This window comes from Sporosarcina ureae, assembly GCF_002082015.1.
Lineage (GTDB): Bacteria > Bacillota > Bacilli > Bacillales_A > Planococcaceae > Sporosarcina > Sporosarcina ureae_A.
Genome location: NZ_CP015109.1, coordinates 1450749 through 1474084, shown reverse-complemented (window position 1 = coordinate 1474084; position 23336 = coordinate 1450749). Strand labels below are relative to the sequence as shown.

General features: G+C 39.9%; 22 protein-coding genes and 1 riboswitch. Of the genes, 16 read left to right on the top strand and 6 right to left on the bottom strand.

Going from position 1 to position 23336, the window contains the following annotated elements:
• Positions 1-30 precede the first annotated feature (30 nt).
• A complete protein-coding gene (locus SporoP17a_RS07300; RefSeq protein WP_083034073.1) occupies positions 31-327 on the bottom strand; it encodes a hypothetical protein in 297 nt (98 codons plus the stop codon).
• Positions 328-605: 278 nt separating this feature from the next.
• Between SporoP17a_RS07300 and SporoP17a_RS07295 the strand changes: the two genes are divergently transcribed.
• The 4 genes from SporoP17a_RS07295 (at position 606) to SporoP17a_RS07280 (ending at position 5042) form a co-directional block, all read left to right on the top strand.
• The gene (locus tag SporoP17a_RS07295) at positions 606-1019 is read left to right on the top strand and encodes a carboxymuconolactone decarboxylase family protein (protein WP_083034072.1); all 414 of its coding nucleotides are present in this window, start codon (positions 606-608) and stop codon (positions 1017-1019) included.
• A 265-nt stretch (positions 1020-1284) separates the two neighbouring features.
• The gene (gene bluB, locus SporoP17a_RS07290; RefSeq protein WP_083034071.1) at positions 1285-1935 is read left to right on the top strand and encodes a 5,6-dimethylbenzimidazole synthase; all 651 of its coding nucleotides are present in this window, start codon (positions 1285-1287) and stop codon (positions 1933-1935) included.
• 389 nt (positions 1936-2324) lie between these two features.
• The gene (locus SporoP17a_RS07285; RefSeq protein ID WP_083034070.1) at positions 2325-3806 is read left to right on the top strand and encodes a glycine betaine uptake BCCT transporter; all 1482 of its coding nucleotides are present in this window, start codon (positions 2325-2327) and stop codon (positions 3804-3806) included.
• A 273-nt stretch (positions 3807-4079) separates the two neighbouring features.
• Positions 4080-5042, top strand: a complete 963-nt coding sequence (locus tag SporoP17a_RS07280; RefSeq protein ID WP_083034069.1) for a tRNA dihydrouridine synthase — start codon at positions 4080-4082, stop codon at positions 5040-5042.
• A 90-nt stretch (positions 5043-5132) separates the two neighbouring features.
• Here SporoP17a_RS07280 and SporoP17a_RS07275 read toward each other — a convergent pair whose 3' ends face one another.
• Positions 5133-6299, bottom strand: coding sequence for a pyridoxal phosphate-dependent aminotransferase (locus SporoP17a_RS07275; protein ID WP_083034068.1), 1167 nt, complete (start codon positions 6297-6299; stop codon positions 5133-5135).
• Positions 6300-6529: 230 nt separating this feature from the next.
• A riboswitch (SAM riboswitch) is annotated at positions 6530-6641 on the top strand.
• 120 nt (positions 6642-6761) lie between these two features.
• On the opposite strand from SporoP17a_RS07275, the gene SporoP17a_RS07270 reads away from it, so the two are divergent.
• The 3 genes from SporoP17a_RS07270 to SporoP17a_RS07260 are packed head-to-tail and all read left to right on the top strand — an operon-like array spanning position 6762 to position 9279.
• A complete protein-coding gene (locus SporoP17a_RS07270) occupies positions 6762-7775 on the top strand; it encodes a methionine ABC transporter ATP-binding protein (RefSeq protein ID WP_083035939.1) in 1014 nt (337 codons plus the stop codon).
• Entirely contained in the window at positions 7768-8436 is a 669-nt protein-coding gene (locus SporoP17a_RS07265) for a methionine ABC transporter permease (protein WP_083034067.1), read from the top strand. The genes SporoP17a_RS07270 and SporoP17a_RS07265 overlap by 8 nt, the downstream gene beginning before the upstream one ends.
• Before the next feature lie 18 nt (positions 8437-8454).
• A complete protein-coding gene (locus tag SporoP17a_RS07260) occupies positions 8455-9279 on the top strand; it encodes a MetQ/NlpA family ABC transporter substrate-binding protein (RefSeq protein WP_083034066.1) in 825 nt (274 codons plus the stop codon).
• Between the two features lie 85 nt (positions 9280-9364).
• Here the strand turns inward: SporoP17a_RS07260 and sdaAA are convergent, their stop codons facing one another.
• On the bottom strand, positions 9365-10942 hold the full coding sequence (sdaAA, locus tag SporoP17a_RS17150) for an L-serine ammonia-lyase, iron-sulfur-dependent, subunit alpha (protein ID WP_083034065.1): 1578 nt from the start codon (positions 10940-10942) through the stop codon (positions 9365-9367).
• Positions 10943-11124: 182 nt separating this feature from the next.
• A complete protein-coding gene (locus SporoP17a_RS07250; RefSeq protein ID WP_083034064.1) occupies positions 11125-12180 on the bottom strand; it encodes a M42 family metallopeptidase in 1056 nt (351 codons plus the stop codon).
• Between the two features lie 177 nt (positions 12181-12357).
• Here SporoP17a_RS07250 and SporoP17a_RS07245 point away from each other — a divergent pair, with 177 nt between their 5' ends.
• The 3 genes from SporoP17a_RS07245 (at position 12358) to SporoP17a_RS07235 (ending at position 14521) form a co-directional block, all read left to right on the top strand.
• Positions 12358-12843 (top strand): STAS domain-containing protein, encoded by a 486-nt coding sequence (locus SporoP17a_RS07245; RefSeq protein ID WP_083034063.1) that lies wholly within the window; start codon positions 12358-12360, stop codon positions 12841-12843.
• 368 nt (positions 12844-13211) lie between these two features.
• Positions 13212-13778, top strand: coding sequence for a DUF4256 domain-containing protein (locus SporoP17a_RS07240; RefSeq protein ID WP_083034062.1), 567 nt, complete (start codon positions 13212-13214; stop codon positions 13776-13778).
• Between the two features lie 107 nt (positions 13779-13885).
• The gene (locus tag SporoP17a_RS07235; RefSeq protein WP_083034061.1) at positions 13886-14521 is read left to right on the top strand and encodes a GGDEF domain-containing protein; all 636 of its coding nucleotides are present in this window, start codon (positions 13886-13888) and stop codon (positions 14519-14521) included.
• A gap of 481 nt (positions 14522-15002) precedes the next feature.
• Here SporoP17a_RS07235 and SporoP17a_RS07230 read toward each other — a convergent pair whose 3' ends face one another.
• The gene (locus tag SporoP17a_RS07230) at positions 15003-15659 is read right to left on the bottom strand and encodes a reverse transcriptase-like protein (protein WP_083034060.1); all 657 of its coding nucleotides are present in this window, start codon (positions 15657-15659) and stop codon (positions 15003-15005) included.
• A gap of 92 nt (positions 15660-15751) precedes the next feature.
• Between SporoP17a_RS07230 and SporoP17a_RS07225 the strand changes: the two genes are divergently transcribed.
• On the top strand, positions 15752-16855 hold the full coding sequence (locus SporoP17a_RS07225; protein ID WP_083034059.1) for a threonine synthase: 1104 nt from the start codon (positions 15752-15754) through the stop codon (positions 16853-16855).
• Between the two features lie 68 nt (positions 16856-16923).
• On the opposite strand, the gene SporoP17a_RS07220 is transcribed toward SporoP17a_RS07225, so the two are convergent.
• Positions 16924-18177, bottom strand: a complete 1254-nt coding sequence (locus tag SporoP17a_RS07220; protein WP_083034058.1) for a dicarboxylate/amino acid:cation symporter — start codon at positions 18175-18177, stop codon at positions 16924-16926.
• A gap of 338 nt (positions 18178-18515) precedes the next feature.
• Between SporoP17a_RS07220 and SporoP17a_RS07215 the strand changes: the two genes are divergently transcribed.
• From SporoP17a_RS07215 to SporoP17a_RS07195, 5 genes are all read left to right on the top strand, one after another.
• Positions 18516-19034, top strand: coding sequence for a TetR/AcrR family transcriptional regulator (locus SporoP17a_RS07215; protein WP_156890542.1), 519 nt, complete (start codon positions 18516-18518; stop codon positions 19032-19034).
• A gap of 305 nt (positions 19035-19339) precedes the next feature.
• Complete coding sequence (locus SporoP17a_RS07210) at positions 19340-20947, top strand: ATP-binding protein (RefSeq protein ID WP_083034056.1); 1608 nt, start codon at positions 19340-19342, stop codon at positions 20945-20947.
• Positions 20944-21618 (top strand): response regulator, encoded by a 675-nt coding sequence (locus tag SporoP17a_RS07205; RefSeq protein WP_083034055.1) that lies wholly within the window; start codon positions 20944-20946, stop codon positions 21616-21618. The genes SporoP17a_RS07210 and SporoP17a_RS07205 overlap by 4 nt, the downstream gene beginning before the upstream one ends.
• 199 nt (positions 21619-21817) lie before the next feature.
• On the top strand, positions 21818-22804 hold the full coding sequence (locus SporoP17a_RS07200) for a tripartite tricarboxylate transporter substrate binding protein (protein WP_083034054.1): 987 nt from the start codon (positions 21818-21820) through the stop codon (positions 22802-22804).
• Positions 22805-22879: 75 nt separating this feature from the next.
• The gene (locus SporoP17a_RS07195) at positions 22880-23323 is read left to right on the top strand and encodes a tripartite tricarboxylate transporter TctB family protein (protein WP_083034053.1); all 444 of its coding nucleotides are present in this window, start codon (positions 22880-22882) and stop codon (positions 23321-23323) included.
• Positions 23324-23336 lie beyond the last annotated feature (13 nt).

The following is a 23336-nucleotide window of genomic DNA, read 5'->3' as shown; positions in this document are numbered from 1 at the left end:
AAACGGAATAGCTCTTCTCACAGGTACTCTTTACGATGTAAACTTCCGGATTTCATCCGCGACTACAAACGCCAAATCATCATTTCCAAACAGTTGAAGCACATCCAGCATCGTTTCATCATCTATATGAAGTTCCTCAAATCCATCATCGCTTTCCATGACTTCTTTTAATGCTAGATTTTCCTGTTGTTCGGGATATGCTTGCTGATAAAGAGTTTGTGGATTCAGTTTATGATTCGCGCACCACTGAACAAATAGGCGGATCATGAAGTTTTCGTCATCTTTATATTTTTGAATGATTTGTTCCTCAATATTTTTAAATTCCATTGTGCAAACCTCCTTGCTCGATTGTTTCTTTTCAGTATAAACGATTGGAAGGGTTTCTAGTAATAAATCCCGATACCACTTTTTAATTACTAATTAGAAGAGCTAGTTATTGCGCTTATATATTGAGCTAGAAGCCTATAAACTATAAGTAGTCAAAAAAATTTGATTTTATATAAAGTTTGCTACACTAGTAGTATGACCGCTAGTTAAAAATACAAAAAATGTTCACGTCCAGTCGTGATGGAACAGCGGCTACTATAATCAAGGAGGTTTTTGAAATGACGGAAGAGCGTTATCAACGTGGTTTGGAAAAGTTAATGGAACTTACGTTATCGGATGAGGATAACCCCGCAGGTGAGATGGAAATTGGCGAGAGCTTCAAAGATGTAGCGCCCGATTTGACTAAGTATGTTGTGGAATTTGCGTTTGGTGATATTTATTCGCGACCTGGATTGGATAATAAACAGAAGGTCCTGACGACGATCACGGCGCTTGTAGCACAAGGTAAGCCACAAATTCAGATGCATATAAAAACAGGCCTTGATGTAGGCTTGACGCCGGACGAGATTATCGGCTGCATTATGCATCTGATTCCGTACACTGGATTCCCGAGCGTGCTGAATGCTTTATCTGTTGCTCAAACAGTATTTGCAGAACGCGGAGTATCCATTACGAAAACAGATGAGAAGTGAACCTATTTATTGTGTATAGTATATAGAAAAGTGGTTTCAACTCGAGATGGTAAAAATAGTTGAAACCACTTTTCTATTACTTGAAAGTAGACAAACAATTTGATTGTTCGAATAAAATGGGAATAGTATGTATAGCGAATTGAATATATATAAGTAGTACTTAAGCAAACCTGTCTATCTTTATATAATTTCATTATAATGAATCCATGATGGTTATAACGAACAGCAAACTAATTGGCGTATAAGTCTAGAGGAGAGATGTCATATGTTTTCAGAAGAAGAAAAAGATGCAGTCTACAAAGTGATTTACAACAGAAGAGATGTGCGAAGTTTTTTGCCGACATCCATTCCCGAAGATGCGATACATAACATACTAAGAGCAGCTCATCATGCACCTTCAGTTGGCTTCATGCAGCCGTGGAATTTCATTATCGTTTCGTCTGATGAAACGAAAGAAAAGTTGGCTTGGGCAGCAGATAAAGAAAGGCGTGCGCTAGCGATTCATTATGAAGACGAGGGAGAGAAAGAGACAAAGTTTCTTGGCTTAAAAATCCAGGGACTAAGAGAAGCACCTATTACGATTTGCGTGACATGTGATCCTACGCGTGGTGGCTCACATGTGTTGGGACGTAATTCCATTCCTGAAACAGACATGTTATCGACTGCTTGTGCCATCCAAAATATGTGGTTAGCAGCATGTGCGGAAGGCCTAGCGATGGGCTGGGTGAGCTTTTATAAAAAGAATGATGTGCGCGATATTTTGAATATACCACCCCATGTTGAACCAATTGCTCTCTTATCTATTGGTTACACGGAAAGTTATCCTACTGCACCTATATTGGAAACAGCAAATTGGGAGAAACGGCGAAGTTTGGATGATTTAATTTTTACCGATCAGTGGGATCACAAATACTAATTTACTGATGCACTAAGCTCAGGAACATCATCTATCGTCAGCTACTTTAAAGCTGATGATAGATGATGTTTTTAGTTAGACTAAAACGAGTAGTAATGTTACAAATTGACACACATTCATAACTGAAGAAAAACAGTGTCCAATCTATGATTAGTTAGGTAGAAGGTCATTATTAATTCATTCAGTGCAATGAGTCTGGTGTGAGTAATGTGGTTGAAATCACTCTTTTTTGTTATATCCTGTCTATGTTTGTCATGCTTTATGAATAAATAAAATAACTCATTAGATATCCATCTCTTTTTTTGCCCTTTGCCTTCCTTGTAAAGTATATGTATAGTATATAATCGTTCATTAGACGAACAAGTAACCTTATTTTTGAAGGGAGAAACATGAGAAAAATATCAAATGTCTTTTACATTACAATTGCATTGATCATCATCACGGTAGGATACGGCGCTTTTGCATCGGAAAGCTTTGAAACCATTACAATGAATGCAAAGAATTTCGTCGCATCTTCATTTGGATGGTACTACTTGCTGTTGCTTTCATTACTACTATTATTAAGCATTTTCTTCGTTTTTAGTCCGTACGGTAAGATTCGACTTGGTAAAGATACCGACCGACCTGAATTTTCTACGGTCACGTGGATTGCTATGTTGTTCTCAGCAGGAATGGGTATCGGATTAGTGTTCTATGGAGCAGCTGAACCTTTGTCACATTTCATCAATCCCGCAACAGAAGATCCAAACACTGATGAAGCCTTTAAGGAAGGATTACGTGAATCATTCCATCACTGGGGACTTCATGTATGGGCGATGTATGGAATAGTCGCTTTATCCCTCGCTTATTTCCAGTTCCGTAAAGATGCACCTGGTTTAATTTCAGCAACATTGAAACCGATTTTTGGCAAGAAGATGGATGGCCCATGGGGGGTATTCGTTGATGTTCTTGCAGTCTTTGCTACCGCGTTCGGCGTTGCAACAACTCTCGGTTTCGGTGCTGTTCAAATTAATGCAGGGCTGAATTATTTGTTTGGGGTTGAAATCGGGACATTCTCACAGTTTATTATTATCGCCATTGTCACAGTGTTGTTCATCATTTCTGCTTCGACGGGACTCAGTAAAGGAATCAAGTATTTATCCAATACGAACTTAGTACTGGCTGTGTTACTTCTTGCATTTGTCGTTGTGTTAGGACCGACATTGTTGATATTCAATATGTTTACTGAATCACTTGGTGGATACGTAGGAAATTTGGTTCAAATGAGTCTTCGTACAGCACCACTTAATGAGGGTAACCAGCAATGGCTGTTTGACTGGACAATCTTCTATTGGGCTTGGTGGATTTCATGGGCACCGTTCGTCAGTATGTTTATCGCACGCGTCTCGAAAGGCCGCACGATCCGAGAATTCATGGTGGGCGTACTTCTTGCACCTACATTGCTTTGTGCATTCTGGTTCTCTACGTTCGGTACGACAGCTGTCGATATGCAGCGCAGTGGAATAGCAGACATCGCAAGTTCTTCGTCTGAGCTAGTGGTCTTTGAAATGTTTAACGAAATGCCTTGGTCATTTATCATTTCGGTCATTGCCATTCTGTTAATTGCATCATTCTTCGTGACTAGTGCTGACTCCGCAACGTTTGTGCTCGGTATGCAATCGACGTACGGATCATTGACACCGCCTACTAGCGTGAAAATGATTTGGGGTGTGATCCAATCGTCCATTGCATTAATCTTGTTGTCAGTTGGTGGCTTGGCTGCCTTACAAAACACGATTATTATCGCCGCCTTACCCTTCTCGTTCGTCATGTTATTGATGGTCATTTCTTTAATGAAAGAGTTGCGCAGAGAGAAGCCGAAGCGTAGGTAGTAGTTTGATTTGGTAAATAATATATAAAGCCGTTGCTGTTAATAAAAGCAGTGGTTTTTTTAATAGTAAGCGATGTGAAGCGACTATATTTGATGAATTAACCAACATCAACATAAAAAGTTCGATAATAAATTTTGAGGATAGCCCAAAGAAGTGGAATTCATCCGTGTATTTTTTGTATAATGGTAGGACTGGCATCTGTTAGAGTTAGGTAAATATAGAACCATTTTTGTACGCAGGTGCAAGTTATGAAGAGAGGATTTGAACGTAACGATGAGTACTAATTTTTGGCGTGATCTACCACGGCCATTTTTCATACTAGCACCAATGGAGGATGTAACGGATGTGGTTTTTCGCCACGTAGTAAGCGAAGCTGCACGTCCGGATGTATTCTTTACGGAATTTACCAATACGGAAAGCTTTTGTCATCCAGAAGGAATCTTCAGTGTGCGCGGACGTTTAGCGTTTACAGAAGACGAACAACCAATCGTCGCTCACATTTGGGGAGACAAGCCCGAACATTTCCGCGAAATGAGTATTGGGATGGCGGAACTTGGTTTCAAAGGATTGGATATTAATATGGGATGCCCTGTGCCGAACGTTGCAACAAAAGGTAAGGGCAGTGGGCTGATTAACCATCCTGAAACCGCTGCGGCAATTATTCAGGCTGCAAAAGCTGGCGGATTACCTGTCAGTGTCAAGACGCGTCTTGGCTACACGGATATCGAAGAATGGCATACATGGCTACGACACGTACTGGAACAAGACATTGCGAACTTATCGATCCATCTCCGTACGCGCAAGGAAATGAGTAACGGCAATGCACATTGGGAATTGATTCCGGAAATCAAGAAGCTTCGCGATGAGATAGCACCTAATACGCTGTTGACGATTAATGGTGATATTCTCGATCGTCAAATGGGTCTGGAGCTTGTGGAGAAGTACGGTGTAGATGGGGTTATGATTGGACGCGGAATTTTTAACAATCCATTTGCCTTTGAAAAAGAGAAAAAAGAGCATGATTATAAAGAGTTGCTAGATCTTTTGCGTCTACATCTGGATCTTTTTGATAAATATTCGACAGAGCTGGAACCGCGACTATTTAAACCGCTACGTCGATTCTTCAAAATTTATGTTAAAGGATTCCGTGGAGCCGCTGAACTTCGAAATGAATTAATGAATACGAATACTACAGATGAAGTGCGGGCATTACTGGATACTGTAGAACTCGATTAATATACTTTATAAAAGCCTCCTTGCCATTCCAGAAATTACTGGGATGTAAGGAGGCTTTTTGTATAATAGATCCGATCAAATCGCATAAACTTATTTAAATAAACCGAGCTTTTCAATACGGCGAATCGCTTCTTGCATGCGTTCTTCACTTTCCAACAATCCGACACGAATATAACCTTCCCCGTGAACACCAAATCCGTTTCCTGGCGATACAGCGACATCTGCTTTATCTAGTAATAAATCGGCGAAGGTTTCGCTTGTAAAGCCTTCTGGGACAGGTAGCCAAGCGAAAAATGAGCCAGTAGGAGCCGTTACGTTCCAACCGATGCGTTCACATTCCGTTAGCAAAACTGTTAGACGACCTTCATAAAGCGCAACTAACTCCTCAACGCATTGTTGTGGGCCTGTCAATGCTTCAATAGCGGCACGTTGCACTGCTGGGAAAATGCTAGTGAATAAATGATCTTGCAATACATTTAAAGCTTCTATTATTTCAGCGTTACCGACTGCAAAACCAACACGCCAGCCTGCCATATTATACATTTTGGAAAGAGATAGCATTTCAATACCGACTTCTTTTGCTCCTTTAGTTTGTAAGAAACTAATTGGTTTATTGCCTTCAAAACCAATGCCACCGTATGCAAAATCTTGTAAGACCGCAATTTGATTTTCTTTGGCAAAAGCTACAGTCTTTTCATAAAACTCCGGTGTTGCTGTGACACCTGTTGGATTACTAGGATAGTTTAGGTACATTAATTTAGCATCTTTTTTCTGTTCATCTGTGAGTTGATCATAATCAGGTAGAAATTCATTTTCCTTACGTAGCGGCATTGTATCGTATCGAATACCCGCTAAGCTCACGCCTGATAAGTAATCAGGATAACCAGGGTCTGGCAGCAATAATAGGTCTCCTTCATTCATGATGGCTAAAGGAAGTTCCACGACACCTACTTTCGTGCCACCGAGTACCGCGACTTCTGTTTCAGGATCAATTGTGACACCGTATTCACGCTGATAGTATTCAGCCACTGCTTGTTTTAAAGCAAGTGTCCCTCTAAATGGAGAGTACCCATGGGTCGCTGGATCTTCAACGGCTTCTTGTAATGCTTTAATAATATGAGGAGGTGTTGGTTGATCAGGATTTCCACGTCCTAGATTAATTACATCTCTGCCTTCATCCATAGCCTTTTCTATTTTATTTAATAGGAGTGTAAAGAAATGCGGAGGGAGGTTTTGTAATCGGTTGGACAAAGCCATAGTCTATTCCTTCTTTCTTTAATAGGGTATTTTCGTTAAGTATACCTAGATCATACTAGACTTATCAATAGAAGGATGCTTATTTGATTCCAGATGATTGTGAAAATTGGACGATAGTAAAATAATCTTGATAGAAAAAGTCGGGTATTCTGCCAACTTGTTATTATTCGCCTTGACAGTTGTGTAAATTCAGATTAGTATATGTTTTACGCATATAGTTTAATAGCAATCTCTTATCAAGAGTGACTGAGGGAAATGGCCCGTTGAAGTCCAGCAACCCCTTGTATGAAACAAGGAAGGTGCCAAATCCTACAGCATGGTTTTCCATCTGAGAGATAAGCTGAGAATATTTCAGTAATTCTTTCATTTAGAAAAATGAAAGAATTTTTTTAATTTAAAGAGGAATGTTCATACCGACTATTAGTTATGATTATTTACTTGAATGTAGAAAGAAGTGAGAACATGATCCAAATTCAACATTTGTCTAAAGTATATCAGACAAAAGAAAAAGTGGTAAAAGGTGTAGATGATGTCTCACTAGACATCGAGACTGGAGAAATATTTGGTATTGTCGGTTATTCAGGGGCGGGAAAAAGTTCTCTTATTCGCTGTTTGAATTTGTTGGAAAAACCAACGAGCGGCACAATTTTAATTGATAATGTAGATTTAACGAAACTAACAGGGGTACAACTGCGACAGGCGCGCTTGAAGATCGGAATGATTTTCCAACACTTTTATTTAATTAGCCAAAAGACGATTTTTGAGAACATTGCATTTGCTTTACAGGCAGCAAAAATGCCATCAAATAAAATAGAAACACGTGTAATGGAACTTCTTGAAATGGTGGGTCTATCTGATAAACGCAATGTATATCCTGCACAGTTGAGTGGAGGACAGAAGCAACGCGTTGGAATTGCGAGAGCTCTAGCTAATAATCCATCCGTTTTGCTTTGTGATGAAGCAACATCTGCGCTGGATCCTAACACAACGATGTCTATTTTGCGATTGTTGAAAAAGATCAACAAAGAATTGAATATCACCATTGTGTTAATTACGCATGAGATGAATGTAGTAAAAGAGATTTGTGATCGCATGGCGATTATGCAAGACGGAAAAGTGATTGAAGAAGGACAAGTATATGACATCTTCTCTAATCCGGTTCAACCTTTGACAAAGGAATTTATTAGCAGTGTAGTGTCTTACGATATACCTGAAACCGTCACGTCCACTTTGATTGGTACGCTGATCAAGATCACATTTAAAGGTGAAGTAGCGATGGAGGGTGTGATTTCCGATACGATGCAGAAGTATAGAGTCAAAGGAAACTTCTTGCACGGGTCTATTGAATATATTCAAGAACGAGCACTTGGAATTTTCTTAATGGAATTGCAAGGTGAGCGTGAAGAAGTAGAGCAAGCAATTGCATACATACGCAAACAAAATGCACAAGTGGAGGTGATCCGACAACATGTTTGATCTATCTCACATTATGGAACTCATGCCGGATATTACGAAAGCATTTGGTGAAACCCTTTATATGATCGGCATATCGCTTACGATTGCATTGATTATTGGGTTGCCACTAGGAGTTCTGTTATTTACAACAGATAAAGGATTATTTTTAGAGAACCGTGCAATTAATTCAGTAGTTGGATTTTTTGTTAATATTATTCGATCCATTCCATTCATCATATTGCTTGTAGCCCTGATACCTTTGACGAAACTGATTGTTGGAAGCACGATAGGACCAGCAGCAGCAAGTGTATCGCTTTCCGTTGCAGCCATTCCTTTCTTTGCGAGGATCGTTGAAACATCCATGAGAGAAATAGACAAAGGGGTTATAGAGGCAGCAATTTCAACGGGTGCTTCGCCTTGGATGATTATTTGGAATGTGCTATTACCTGAATCAAAGTCAAGCATTATCCAAGGACTTACATTGACACTCATCAACTTAGTTGCCTATTCAGCAATGGCTGGATTTGTTGGCGGAGGCGGAATTGGGGATTTAGCCATTCGTTTCGGTTATTACCGATATGATGACAGTATTATGCTAGTCACCGTTGCCATTTTAATAGTGCTAGTGCAGCTGATTCAATTTGGTGGAGATCGTATTTCAAAAATGATAGATAAGAGATAATAGGGGAGAGATGAATTTATGAAGAAGCTGGTACTTGCATTCATTCTTACAGCGTTGGTTGCGGCCTTGGCTGCTTGTGGAGGAGAAAAATCCACTGAAAAATCGGATGATGATAAAACTCTTCATTTTGGTGCAACAGCGGGACCTTATAGTGATATGCTGAAAAAAGCAATTCAACCGGGTCTTGAAGAAAAAGGATATACGGTTAAGATCACAGAGTTCAGTGACTATATTCAGCCAAATATTTCATTAGACAGTGGGGATATAGATGCGAACTTATTCCAAAATATTACGTACTTAGAAAACTTCGAGAAAGAAAACAATATGGAACTCTCTGAGTTGATTATCGTGCCGACAGCGCCTTTAGGTATCTATTCAAATAAATATAAGTCCCTTGAAGAGATTGAAGATGGATCAACCATCACCATTCCGAATGATCCAGTGAACGCTGCGAGAACATTATATGTATTGGAAGATGCAGGGTTAGTGAAAATGGATGAAGAAATAGATCAATTGACGGCATCTGAAAAAGATATCACGGAGAACCCGAAAAACTTAGTCATTCAGCCGGTTGAAGCGGGACAATTACCTCGTTCGGTTGAAGGGGCTGATTTAGCTGCGGTACCTGGAAACTTCGCCATTGCAGCAAATATGGATTTGTTAGAAGCACTGGCTTTAGAAGATATGCCCGATCGGTTCCGTAATGTGGTAGCTGTGAAAACAGAAAATGTAGACAAGCAATTTGCGAAAGATATTATTGAAGTAGTTGAATCTGAGCAGTTTTTAGAAGTAATTGAATCCGAGTTTAAAGGATTTGGTAAACCAGCTTGGATGGAAAAGTAATATGTAAATGAAAAATGGCACGATAAAAAATACCAGACATGAAGACAATGGAAAGTGTCTTCATGTCTGGTATTTTATTGCACTTTTAATCAGTCTCTACTAATACAATATCATCAATAATTGGCACGTCGCGTTTTAATTCAGTAAGCATTGCTTCATCTACAGAGCCGTCGACTTCACAAATCGTAATAGCGGGACCGTCTATTGCAAAACGTTCATTCGCCATACGCGCAATATTCATGCCTTTTCTTGAGAGAATACCTAAAAGATCTGCAATAACACCCTTTTGATCGGTATGGCGGATCAAGAGTGCTGGACGTTCGCCTGAGAATTTTAACGGATAATCATCGAGTTCCTGCACTTCGATTTTACCTCCTCCAAGTGAACTGGCGAGAACTTTTATTTTGTTCGTTGGTCCTGTTAATTCGACGAGCACAGTATTTGGATGATAGCTGCCAAGTACACGATTCGTAAATTCATATTCTAGTCCTGTTTCGGTCGCAAGTTCTTTCGCATTCGGTATTCTTTCATCTGTCGTATTGTACCCCATGACGCCAGCCAGAAGCGCCAAATCGGTACCGTGTCCTTGATAAGTAGTGGCGAATGAACCCATTAAGGAAAACTTCGCATGTATAGGTTGTTCGTTCAATAGCTGACGGGCAACGTTTCCAATTCGGACAGCTCCAGCAGTATGTGAACTAGATGGGCCGATCATGACTGGGCCGATGATTTCATAGGCGCTTTGGTATTTAGCAGGAGCACCAGTACTTTTTTCTTTTGGTTCTTTTTCTTTACCGAATACTCGGGTTTTCAGTTTTTGACCTGTGGGCGTACCAGCAAGTCCACCGATTCCAGTTTCGCGCAGTGACTCTGGCATGTTCTGTCCTACTTCGTGCATGACGTGAATCACTTCATCAGGAGGAATGATACTCACAACCCCTGCCATTGCCATATCTGCGGCAGCTTCAGCCGTAATAGCATGCAATCCATTTCGAATGATACAAGGGATTTCCACTAGCCCTGCGACCGGATCACAGACAAGACCTAAAGAATTTTTCAATGCGATGCCTATTGCGTGACCGACTTGGTCAGGCGTACCGCCAGCCAGTTCAACTAATGTTCCTGCTGCCATTGCTGTAGCAGAGCCGACTTCCGCTTGGCATCCTCCTGCCGCTCCTGAAATGGAAGCGCGATTTGCGATGACTAGCCCTAGTGCAGATGCTGTAAACATAGATAAGACAATTTGTTCGCGGGTGTACTTCCCGCTATCGAGCGCATGAACGAGAACCGCAGGTAAAATTCCTGCTGAGCCTGCAGTAGGTGTGGCGACGATTCGTCCCATGTTCGCATTTACTTCTGATACAGCCAGAGCATTTGCAGCGGTATGCAAGGTAGATGGATGAACAAATGAATTCCTTTTTTTCGCATAATCATATAAGCGCTGTCCGTCGCCTCCTGTTAAACCTGTACGGGACATGACAGATGTAGTCGTGCCTTTACGAACTGCTTCTTCCATCACTGTAAACTGCGCTGACATTTTCTTGATGATAATTTCTCTCTGCATGCTTTTTTGCTTGATTTCAGACTGAATCATTAACTCGTAAATCGGTGTATGATCCTGTTTTGCACGCTCGATCAGTTGATTTAAACTCGTGAATGCCATGTGTATTTGCTCCCTAAAGAGAACCATTCCATACGAATAGCGCTGGAACCGCTCTCGTTGTATTTAATATAATTTACCAAAGTGTTGAAAGCGCTTACCTATCATTATTTGTTATTTTACGTGAAATGTCAATGAATCGAAAAGATACTGAAGCATCAAATGCTCAGTATCTTGTGTACACTTTAATAACTTTGTATATCAGATAGCAAATAATGATAGATCAATTGTAAAGTGTTCTTTAATGAGTCTTCATGTGTACGTTCAAACGCATGGGAAGAGTCAATTCCCGGTCCAATCAATCCGTGGATAATGTCGTGTCCTGCCTTGATAGCTGCAGACGCATCAGAACCGTAATGTGGATACATATCGATTTGGTACCCGATATCGTTTTTCTTAGCTAACTCAACTAGATGGTTGCGAAGTCCGTAGTGGTATGGTCCACTAGAATCTTTGGCACAAATAGATACCGTGTGTTCATCAGTTGACTGACCATCACCTATGGCACCCATATCGACTGCTAGATACTCGACCGTTTCTTCAGTAATATTTGAGTTACCACCATACCCGATTTCTTCATTATTCGAAATGAGGAAATGGGTTGTGTAAGGCAATTTGATATTTTCTTGTTGGATATGTTTAATGAGTTGCAATAGCATTGCCACACTTGCTTTATCATCCAAGTGGCGAGATTTAATATAGCCGTTCTCAGAAATTTCTACACGCGGCTTCAGTGAGATGAAATCTCCTACTTCAATACCAAGCGCACGAACATCTTCTGCTGTATGGACTTTTGCGTCGATGCGCACTTCCATATTAGCTTGATTACGTTCTGCTGTACCAGCATTTTTGTAAACATGAACAGATGTCTGGTGAAGTAAAATGGTCCCAGTGATCGTCTTGCCAGAAGTCGTGTGGATCTTACAATATTCGCCTTCAATTGAATTGTAGTGGTAGCCTCCGATCAAATCGAGCTTCAGGCGACCATTTTTTTTAACTTCTTTGACCATCGCGCCCAGTGTATCGACATGAGCTGTCAACATTCGATGCTCTTTGTCATTTTCGCCTGGTAGCGTGGCAATTAATCCACCTTTACGATTGCGTGCTGTTTTCACATTATATTCTTTTAAGAAGTTTTCTACAAAAGAAATCACTTGCCTCGTATAGCCTGAAGGACTTGGAATGGATACGAGTTGTTGAATGAGTTCTGTAGTCTCTGTTGTATCTGGTTGATAAGTCATATAAATAATCTCCTTTTATTGGATGCGTATTAGTTTAGTCTATCGCGTTAGAAGTCTAGTTTCAATGATTTGCAATGAACTGAATAAGTCTAATTAGAACAACTTGTGGTATGATAAATCAATGAGAGTATAAGTAAGTGAATTGACAATATGACGCGCAAGATAGGAGACATTTGTATGGGTGAAATAACAAATTCAGCACGAGAAATTACAGAACTTAGAGAACAAATTATAACGTATGAGAAAACCATAGAGGACTTATCAGCCCCCATTATACCCTCTATTGTGCCGGAAACGATTTTAGTTCCGCTAACTGGTGCTCTTTCAGTAGGACGCTTTATGCATATCCAAAATAAAATTGTCCAAAGAATATCTGCTAACAATATACTTACAGTAGTTTTCGATTTTACTGATATCAGCACTTTGGCAGTAGAGGAAAACATGGGATACGAACTACTGAGTGAAAAAATCAATGAATTGGTCAATGTGTTGCAATTGATGGGCACAGAAACGATCTTTGTAGGGTTCTCACCTGAATTTGCTCAAAACTTGATTCTATCCAATGTATCAAACTTCACACAAATTCGTGCCTTTACGAATTTCCGTGAAGGCCTTCGCTATTTATTGGATCAAAAGGGAATGGAAATTGTGTATAAAAAATAAATTAATGCCTGTGCAACAGCGGATTTTTAGTCTACTGTTACACAGGCATTAATTTTTTATCACTTACTACGTCGAACGACTAATACGGCACATGATGTAGTCAAAACGTTTGCTTCAGAAACCAAATCTAATGCTTAGCATTTTTCAAAACTTAAGCGCTAAAGACGTTTAAGTCGACATCTACTATAGGCGCAAGCTTTTTAGAAATCATCACTTTAGGATCACTATTTGTATGTGTGTTTTTACATGGACGATACTTTTTTAGACATGTAAAATCAAACTGGCTCTACTATTCGTATAATACTATATAAATGAACAGACTAACTCTTATTAATCTAGGCGTTAGGATAAGTTAGGAGGAAAAGAACATGACAAATATAATTAAGAAGTTATCCGAAGAACAACGAGAAACACTACTCGAAACACTACAATCACGCTTCGCTAATAATATGGATCGCCACATAAATATGGAATGGCCTTCGTTACATGACAGGTTATTAGCAAACGCGGAAAAGCTATGGACCCTGAAGGAGATGGAAGATACGGGAGGTGAGCCGGACGTAGTAGACTATGACGAACTGACAGACCAATACATCTTTTTTGATTGTTCAGCAGAGAGTCCCATAGGCCGCCGAAGCGTTTGCTATGATCGAGATGCTTTGGAATCTAGAAAGAAGAATAAGCCAGAAAACAACGCGATGGATATGGCGAATGTGATGGGTATTGAGTTATTGACAGAAGCACAATACAGGTGGCTCCAGCAGTTTGGGGAGTTTGATAGAAAAACATCGAGCTGGGTGCAGACTCCAGAAGAAATCAGGAAACGTGGTGGGGCTCTTTTTTGTGACCGTCGATATAATCAAGTGTTTTTGTATCACAATGGAGCAGAATCGTATTATGCTGCTAGAGGATTTCGAGGGTTACTCAGACTGTGAAATGCGAAGGAATTAAGTTTACATAACTTTATTTTGTCGCTCTCTTCTCTAGTGCGTTTCATCTGTGATAAAATGAAGGAAAAAATAGTCTGATATGGGGATATAGTATGAAGTATAGAGGTAGAGTAGTGGCTGTGTGCGTTGTTATATTGTTCAATATCTTACGTTATGGCTATTACAATATCTATTTAGGTTATTTGTTTGAAGATAGTTTCTTTGTGTTAACAGGAATTTTCCTGTTGGTTGCGTGGATAGGCGGAAAACAATACGATGTAGCCAAATTTTATGCAGAGAAAGATCCACTGACGAATGCATATAACCGGCGTACAATAGATAAAGTATTTAAGAAACAGATTTCTGTATATAAAAATAAAGGGAAGAAAATCGCTGTAGTATTAATTGATCTGGATGATTTTAAAGATATAAATGATAGATTTGGCCATCAAACAGGGGATGAATTATTACGTCACGTCGCGGAACTTATCATGAGTAATGCAAAAAGGGAAGACTATGTCGTGCGATGGGGTAGCGATGAATTTGTACACGTCATTCTTGACTTGAAAGAAAATACTCTTAAAGACTATGTTGGGAATTTAAAAAGTACATTATCCGATTTGAACATGGAATCGGTCGATGCCGTCAGTGCTTCAATCGGAATCGCAATTTATCCGGATGACGGAGAGACGTTTGAGAAGCTAATTCAGAAGGCAGACACATCCATGTATGAGATGAAGAAAGCATAAGAAATTTCAAATCCTTGTTCAATCTGCATAACAGACTTAGCGAGAATTTTTGAAACTAAAAACAAGAATAATCATTCATTTAAATAAGAGGTAGATATAGGGTAGAAGTTGATGAAGGATTCCGCTCGGTATGCAGTTTATGTATATGAGAAAAGATCAAAGAAATTTAGAGAAGCGTACATGAGGTTGGGTCAGAACAGAAAAAATGTAAGGGGAATGTCCTTAACGCTTTTTTCTGTTCTTATCAGCAAATATTTTTTTAGAGTAACAGAGTGTACCGGAACGGAGAAAGGTCGACTCCTGAGGGATCAGCATGCGTCTTGAGACCCTGGACAGGTGCCTTAATTTCTGCAAAGTACACAGAAATACGGCTAAGCGAACCCTACGTTGTTCGCTTGGCTCAAGCCACGCCCCTCGGAAAGCGTGCCTTTCGGAGTGCAGGGAAACGGGGTGAGATAGTTATGTCCCAGCCTCAAGTTTTTCATGTTCTCTCAATGACTGCCGTAATTTCCACCCCTGACAAAGCTTGCGTAGCTAGGCGATCTGCTTCATTGTTCTTCTTACGTGAAATTAGTTCATACCGAGGCCGGAATCCTAAAAACTCCATCTTTTCTTCGATTTTATTCGCCCAACTATATAGATCTTCTTCAATAACTGGCCATTCTTCGCTTAAATGATTGATTACGACCCGGGAGTCACCCATAATCTCAATAGGTAAGTGATGCGCTCCAAGCGTTTCAAGTTCTTGCAAGCACAGATAAAGTGCCGCGTATTCTGCTTCGTTGTTTGAGGATAAGTGTGTAGCCATGGCATTTTTTCGTAGTCTATACGTTGTGCCGTTTTGATTATAATAGAGTACGCACCCTAGACCAGCCAACTTGGTGTCCCAGTCAAATCCTCCGTCAAAATATACAGTGATATTATGTGGTTCTGTTTCGATTCCTTTCAGATAGCCTTTTAATTCCTTAACAGTCCAGGAACTATCAAACTGGTCTGTGAACAATATTTGTTTTGTGCGACCTGTTTTTTCTAAATCCTCAGCAATCAATAATGCTTGTTCTGCCGATAATTCCTCAGACTTGAAAACGGTTTGTGTTCCTTTTTTTGATTTATAGAGCCATTCAATTAATACATTCAAAGTATTCCCTCCCATATATTCAGTTTATCCAATAAAAATATATAAAAACCTATTGATAAGCAAATTATATTTACATAAAGGAGATCACAAACATGACCCTATATAGCTGTTCGGAATGTAAGAAAGTATACCCTATTGAAGCAACTCGCTGGAAATGTGAATGTGGCGGTCTGCTAAATTTACTACAGTCGGAATCTGACACAACTCAAAATAACTGGAAGAGTCAAAGATCCATTTGGAGATATGCATCCTCGATGGCAGGTAAAGAGTATTTAAGTGGTTGGCGTTCGATTACGCTTGGAGAAGGTCAAACACCTTTACTGGAATTGGATGAATCGGAACCAAATACTCTCATTAAAGTAGACTTTATGATGCCTACACTTTCTTTTAAAGATCGAGGTGCGGCGGTACTTGTAACTTTAGCGAAACAGTTGGGCGTCAACAAGCTAATTGCAGATAGCAGTGGTAACGCAGGAACGGCCATTGCTGCATACAGTGCCAGAGCAGAAATAGACTGTGATGTGTATGTAAGTACGGATACATCACCCAATAAATTAGCGCAAATTAGAGCGCATGGAGCGAATATTAAAACCGTGAGAGGGACAAGAGAGGATGTAGCGACTGCAGCACAAAATGCAGTGGAAGAAGAGCAAGTATTTTATGCAAGCCATGTCTATAATCCATTTTTTTACGAAGGTACCAAGACATATGCCTTTGAAATCTATGAACAATTGGGAAAAGCGCCCGATACATTACTCATTCCAGTAGGAAACGGAACCTTATTATTGGGAGCCTATTATGGGTTTAAGGAGTTACTTGAAGCGAAGGAAATCAAAAATATGCCAAAGATTATCGCTATTCAAGCCGAAAAATGTGCACCGCTAGCTAAAGCATTTGAAGGTCAAGATCTTAAGGAAACGCCAGTTGTGAATGAAGGAACTGTTGCAGAAGGTATTGCCATTGCGTCGCCAGCTAGATCTAAACAAATCATAGAAGCTGTTAGAGAAACAGAAGGTATGTTCATTACTGTTTCGGAGAATGAAATTGTAGAAGCGCGCGCAATGCTTGCGGCAAAAGGATTCTATATAGAAATCACTTCAGCCGTTAATTATGCTGGATACATAAAGTATGCAAATGCTAAAGAAAAAGTGATTGTCATCCCGCTGTGCGGAGCGGGAATCAAGTCTCCAACGTGAAAAAACCTGTACGGAGAGCGATCATGTTTAATTAACACGATAGTTTTCCGTACAGGAATTATTGAAGTTTATGCAATTTCCGTTTCCACTTGGATCTCTTCCACATCTGGCTCGCCTAAAACACCTTCTGTTTTCGCCACGACAACGGCACATGCAGCGTCACCTGTGATGTTGACGGCTGTGCGCACCATATCAAGTAGGCGATCTACTCCGAGAACGAGTGCAATTCCTTCAACTGGCAGACCGACCGATGTTAGAACCATTGCTAGCATGATTAGGCCTGCACCTGGCACAGCAGCTGTCCCAATACTAGCCAGTACTGCGGTTAAGACAACAGTGAGTAACTGTCCTATAGTCAATTCAATACCATAAGCCTGGGCAATGAATATCACAGCTGCCCCTTGCATGATCGCGGTACCATCCATATTAATAGTGGCGCCAAGCGATTGAGTGAACGAACTGATAGATTCGGGTACTTTTAACTTCTCCTGTGCCGTTTTCATTGAGATAGGTAGTGTTGCAGCAGAACTTGCCGTACTGAATGCAACGACCTGAGCTGGAAAGAAGTTTTTAAAAAACCAAATGGGACTACGCTTGCCGATTAATGCGACCGATCCACCGTAGACGACAATCGTATGGATTAGAAGGGCTCCAAGAACGACTCCCATATACATACCCATTACCTTCAGTGCGTCCATACCTTGACTTCCTACAGCGGATGCAATCAAACCAAATGCTCCGTATGGCGCGAACTTCATCACAAATGTAATCAAATACATAATGAGTTCATTCGCTTGTTCGAATAACTCTTTCACTCTTTCAACTCTACTGCCCATCATTGCCATTCCAAAGCCAATCAGTGCTGCAAAGAAGATGATCTGAAGCATATTACCTGCTGCCATCGCACTAATCGGGTTGGTAGGAATAATACCTAACAGAGTTTCCGCTACTGGTGGGGCATCTTGTGCTTCATATGTGGCATTAGCTGTCTCGAAGTTACCTCCTTCGCCAGGCTTTAGCAATAGACCAAGAGAAAGTGCGATAATGAGGGCGATAGCTGTTGTAATCAAGAAAAACCCAATCGTTTTTCCACCAATTCTTCCCAATTTCTTCGGGTCACCAATTCCTACCGTTCCGAGGGCGATAGAAATGAATACTACAGGCACTACTAGCATCTTCATCAGATTCAAGAAGATAGTACCGAGTGGTTTAAAAAGAAATGCATCAGCTTGTGTAAAAATACCTGGCGTGAAAATGTTTAAAACTAAACCGACAACCACCCCTGAAATAAGTGCAATAATTATATTTCTGGCCAACTTCATACAAATCCCTCCTTTACATAGTCTATTCAAATATAAACGTAAACATGAAAGCGCTTACTTACTATTATTCGATATATTTTGCGAAATGTCAACTTGTCTTGCTATATACTTAGCAAATTACCAAGTAGTTGAAGAAAGTCAAAAGTGCCGAACGAGTAGTTAGACTACTTTTAAAATTTAATGTATTGTTTGGCTTTTTAGATATCTCACTGTACAATTAATTTATCTATTGATCAATTTTTATATTCAGATAGGAAGTGTTTTAACTGAAGAAAAGAGGGCGTCAAGTAGGAGCAGATGGCGAAAAAAGTCGTAAATTGCTTTTAGAAATTTCGGCAATGCAATTCGCTATTCATGGTTTTCATAAAACGAAGATTAGTGAAATCGTGAAAGAAGCAAACGTTACACAGCCGACGTTCTACTTATATTTTAAAAGCAAAGAAGCTGTATTCCAGGAATTAGTCGATGTTTTCAAAGAAAAATTATATGATCAGGTAGCGAATAGCAAACTTCCAGCAGATGTGGCAGAAGAAGGGTTAATGGAGCGAATTGCTTATGGTTTACGTGCTGTTTTTGAACTTTTCCAGCAAAATGAAGAAGTTGCCCGGATTGGCTTCGTCGTTTCAGAAGAAGCTACTACTATTAAAGCACAAATGACTGCACAAATAGAAAGTAATCTTATAGAAGAAGCGGGACTTGGATACTTTCATACAAAGATAAATTTTGGCGTGGTCGCCGCAGCCATGGTCGGAGCGATCGAGTATTTGGCAATCACTAAACTTTGGACAGGTTCTCATACGCCAGAGGAGCTTGCAGAAGAGATCACATTATTATTTTTAGATGGGCTGAAAAAATAAGTATGGGATATACAAGCATAAGCTCACACATAGAGTTTATGCTTTTTGCTTCTGCAAGCCTATCTAGAAGTGTTTTAAGTATAATGGGGAGAAGACCATAGCAGAGAAGTTTAATCTATGAATGAATATAAAAAAAGTAACCTAGGAAACGGCATGATAGATCACCATATAACGACCATCAACGCGTGAATTGTACTATATATTTAGATTCAATTCAACAATACGTATATTCTACGTGCATAGATGTTTGATATAGTAGGATTACAAATGATGTACAAAAATTGTTTAGTTGGAAGTGACGAGCAATGCTGAAATCAAAACTGCAAAAGAAGATACTGTTAATAGTGACATCGCTTATTTTATTTTTAATGTCACTTATGTTGATCGTTTTTGTCGTCACAGACTATCTGAACCTACTTGATCGTAGTCATACAGTAGGCTTGCAAACTGCAAAGATGCTTTCCTACATGGATACAGTTAAAGAAGGTCTTGAAGAAAAAGCTGATGTCGAAAAAGCGGGTGATTTGGAAGCAGTTATTGAGCACTATTCAAATCAAGTAGATGCTGCTTTTATTGTAATTCAAGACAAGGCGGCACATATACTTGCTTCACCCGATGAAAGTATAATAGGCGAAGTCATACCATTTGAAGATGGTTATAAAGCAATTGTCTTTGGAGCGAATTATTCTATGCTGTCGAGCGAAATTATCGGACCCTCTATCAGCAGTAAAGCACCCATTTATAACAAAGAAGAAAATCAAATTATTGGAGTCGTAACAGTAGGATACTTAATCTCGGATTTACGTGAGATTGTACATAATCGTGTAGAGAAATTAATCTATATATCACTGCTGATTCTCGCTCTCGGTATTTATATAAGTTTTCGATTGGCAAAATCGATTCGGAAAGATACATTTGGGTTGGAACCAGAACAAATTGCAAATTTTTATATGGAAAGAAAAGCGATATTGGCATCAATCGATGAAGGAATTATTGCGGTAAATCAATTAGGCCAAATTACACTGATTAATACGGCAGCTCGTTCCATTCTTAACATCCGAACGAATCGTAAAGGAAATGGCATAGATACAATCTTCCCCAACTTACCTACAGTAGAAGAATTAACTGGGCCAGATACACAATCATTTGAAATCGTCTATTCTGCCAAGCGACTAGTTGTCAGTGCAATGCCATTGCAACTTGAAGGAGTACAAAAAGGAGCACTGATTACATTTCGTGATACCACAGAAATGGTAGAAGTCGTGAACACGCTTTATGAAGTTAGGAAGTATTCAGATGACTTAAGAGCGCAAACGCATGAGTTTACAAATAAACTCTATTTGATTTCAGGCTTATTGCAACTCGGTAAGTATGAGGAAGCAGTCCGCGCGATTCAAACCGAAATCAGTGTTAGTGATCATACCAATCAGTTTATCCTCGAAAACATCAAAGACGCACATGTACAAGCTATTCTGTTCGGCAAATTAGGGAAGGCGTCTGAAATGAAAGTAGAGTTTGAAATCGATGACAATAGCAGTTTAGAATCGTTGCCTAAATGGGTCGGTACGGGTGCATTGACTGTAATTTTGGGAAATCTAATTGATAATGCGCTGGAAGAAACCGCGAACAGCTCAGGAGGGCGAGTTTCATTTTTTGCATTAGATTTTGGAGAAGATGTTATATTTGAAGTGTCGGATAATGGACAAGGTATTCAGGCAGACCAAATGGATAGATTATTCCAAAAAGGTTATTCTACAAAATCGACGACAAGAAGAGGCTTTGGCTTGGCAAATGTTCAGCAGGCTCTTCGTTCGCTTGGTGGAACTATCCAAGTGTCTAGTACGGAGAGAGGCACGATTTTTTCTGTTTATATTCCAAAATATGCAGAAAAAGAGGAGCGTGAAGTGAAATGATTCGAGTAGGAATTGTAGAGGATGATTTTCGTATTGCTTCCATACATCAACAGTTTTTAGAAAGTATAAGTGACGTGAAAGTAGTCTGGCAAGTGTTACGTGCAAAAGATACGTGGAAGATGCTTGAAAAGCAGCCAGTGGATTTACTGTTAGTGGATGTTTACATGCCTGACCAATCAGGTATTGATTTGGTGCGAGAGTTGAAAGTAAACTACCCTGCATTGGATTTCATCATTATTACAGCAGCTACGGATCGTGAATTGGTAGCACAGAGTTTGGCAGCGGGTGCATTCCACTATTTAGTGAAACCAGTGGAATTAACCAAATTGCAAGAAGTCATTGAGCGCTATCAACAGCGACGGTTATTTCTTCAGGAAAGCCCCCATGCAAATCAACAAGAGATTGATAAACTTTTTGTGCATGCTACTGTGGTAAGGGAAAGTGAAACACATCTTCCTAAAGGCATTCATCCTTTGACATTGCAGAAGGTGATAGATATCGTCAATTCTTTATCCGAAGGAACGACAGCGGAAGAAGTAGGCGAAAGACTAGGGGCTTCACGTACTACGGCCCGAAGGTATTTAGAATATCTAATTGCAGAGGGAAAGATGAGAGCTGAGCTCGAATATGGAATTGTCGGCAGACCAGAGCGAAAATACTTTGGATTATAACTATATAAATAGCATTTTGGAGAATTTACTATATAGGCACTTTCTAGCATCCCTTCATGGGATGCTTTTTCTTATGAACATAATGAACAAAATGTCGTTAAAGTCTTTTGAATTGTTAAAATTGTAAACGATTACAACGAAAAATCTTTAAAGTACACTACTTGTAGATGATAAATTAGAGAGAAAAGAGGAGAACAGTATGAAAAAACTAGTAGGCGTAGCAGCACTTTCATTTGCACTTATACTGGGCGCTTGTTCATCAGATAATGCAGGCGAAAAAGATGAATCAGACTATCCGAAGAAAAATCTTGAGTTCATTGCACCAGCAACACCAGGAGGCGGCTGGGACGCTACAGCCCGTGCCATACAAAAGATCTTGAAAGAAGAAGATATTGTAGATCAAAGTATGACAGTCATTAACAAACCGGGTGGTAACGGTGAAGTAGGTTGGCAGTATCTATCTAAGAAAGATACGCATACATTAGCGATTGACTCTAGTCTATTGATCACAAATAACTTGCTTGGACAAAGTGATCTCACATATGAAGAGTTCACACCACTTGCTACATTAACAACAGAGTGGATTTCAGTAGCAGTCAAAAATGGTTCACCTTACGAAACAGCAACGGATTTAATGGAGCAGCTGAAAAAAGACCCAGCTTCCATAAAGATCGGTATTGCGCCTGGCCTTGGAAACAACGATCACTTGTCTTTCGTAAAAGCGGCTAAAACATTTGGTGTCGATATTACAAAATTAAACTTCCTCGTGTATGAGAGCGGTGGCGACGTTATGACTAGCTTACTTGGCGGTCACGTAGACGCAGCAACGATGGCGGTGTCAGAATCCTCAGAACAGCACCTTGCAGGAAAGTTCAAGATTGTAGCCATTTCAGCTGACGAACGTTTGGAAGAATTGCCTGACGTACCGACATGGACAGAAGAAGGCGTAGATATGGTCTTTCCTCACTGGCGCGGTATTCTTGGACCACCGGATATGACAGAAGATGAGATCGCGTATTGGAATGAAGCGTTCGGTGAAATGGTGGAGACGGACTCTTGGAAACAATTGCTAGAGAACAATGGTTGGGAAGACTTCTATCAAGACAGTGCTGAAACAACTGAATTCTTGAAAGAGCAAAATGAAATGTATACAGAATTGATTGATGAGTCGGGTTTACAGAAATAAGTTCTCATAAAAGGTTGAGTCCCGCTCAAGCGGGCTCGCTTTTTTGATTATTTAACTTAGAAGGAGGAACACTATATGGTTCGTTACATAACCCCAATCCTGGCAACTGTAGTTGGCGTCATTATGCTAATCAATGCAATCAACTTACCTAAATCAAATCTCGGAAATCCAAACGGCCCGATGTATTTCCCGCTTTTAATCGCTATTATTTTAATTATTTCAGGGATTGTCTATTTCTTTCAAGAATTCAAAGCTCGAGGTAATGACTTCGCTGACTTCCGTGCTTTGCGAATCGGCAAGTCACCGTTATATTTGCTTGTATCGCTCATTTTGATGCTGACATATACAGTATTGTTTGAACGGATTGGTTTCTTGTATTCGACTATCCTGTTCCTTGCTGGATTATTGTTTTTATTGAATGGGCGCAAGAAATGGATGTCTAACATTATTATTGCGGTCGCGTTTTCGTTCGTAACATGGTATGCATTTGGAACACTGTTGCAGGTTAGTTTACCTTAAAGGAGGAACCGAT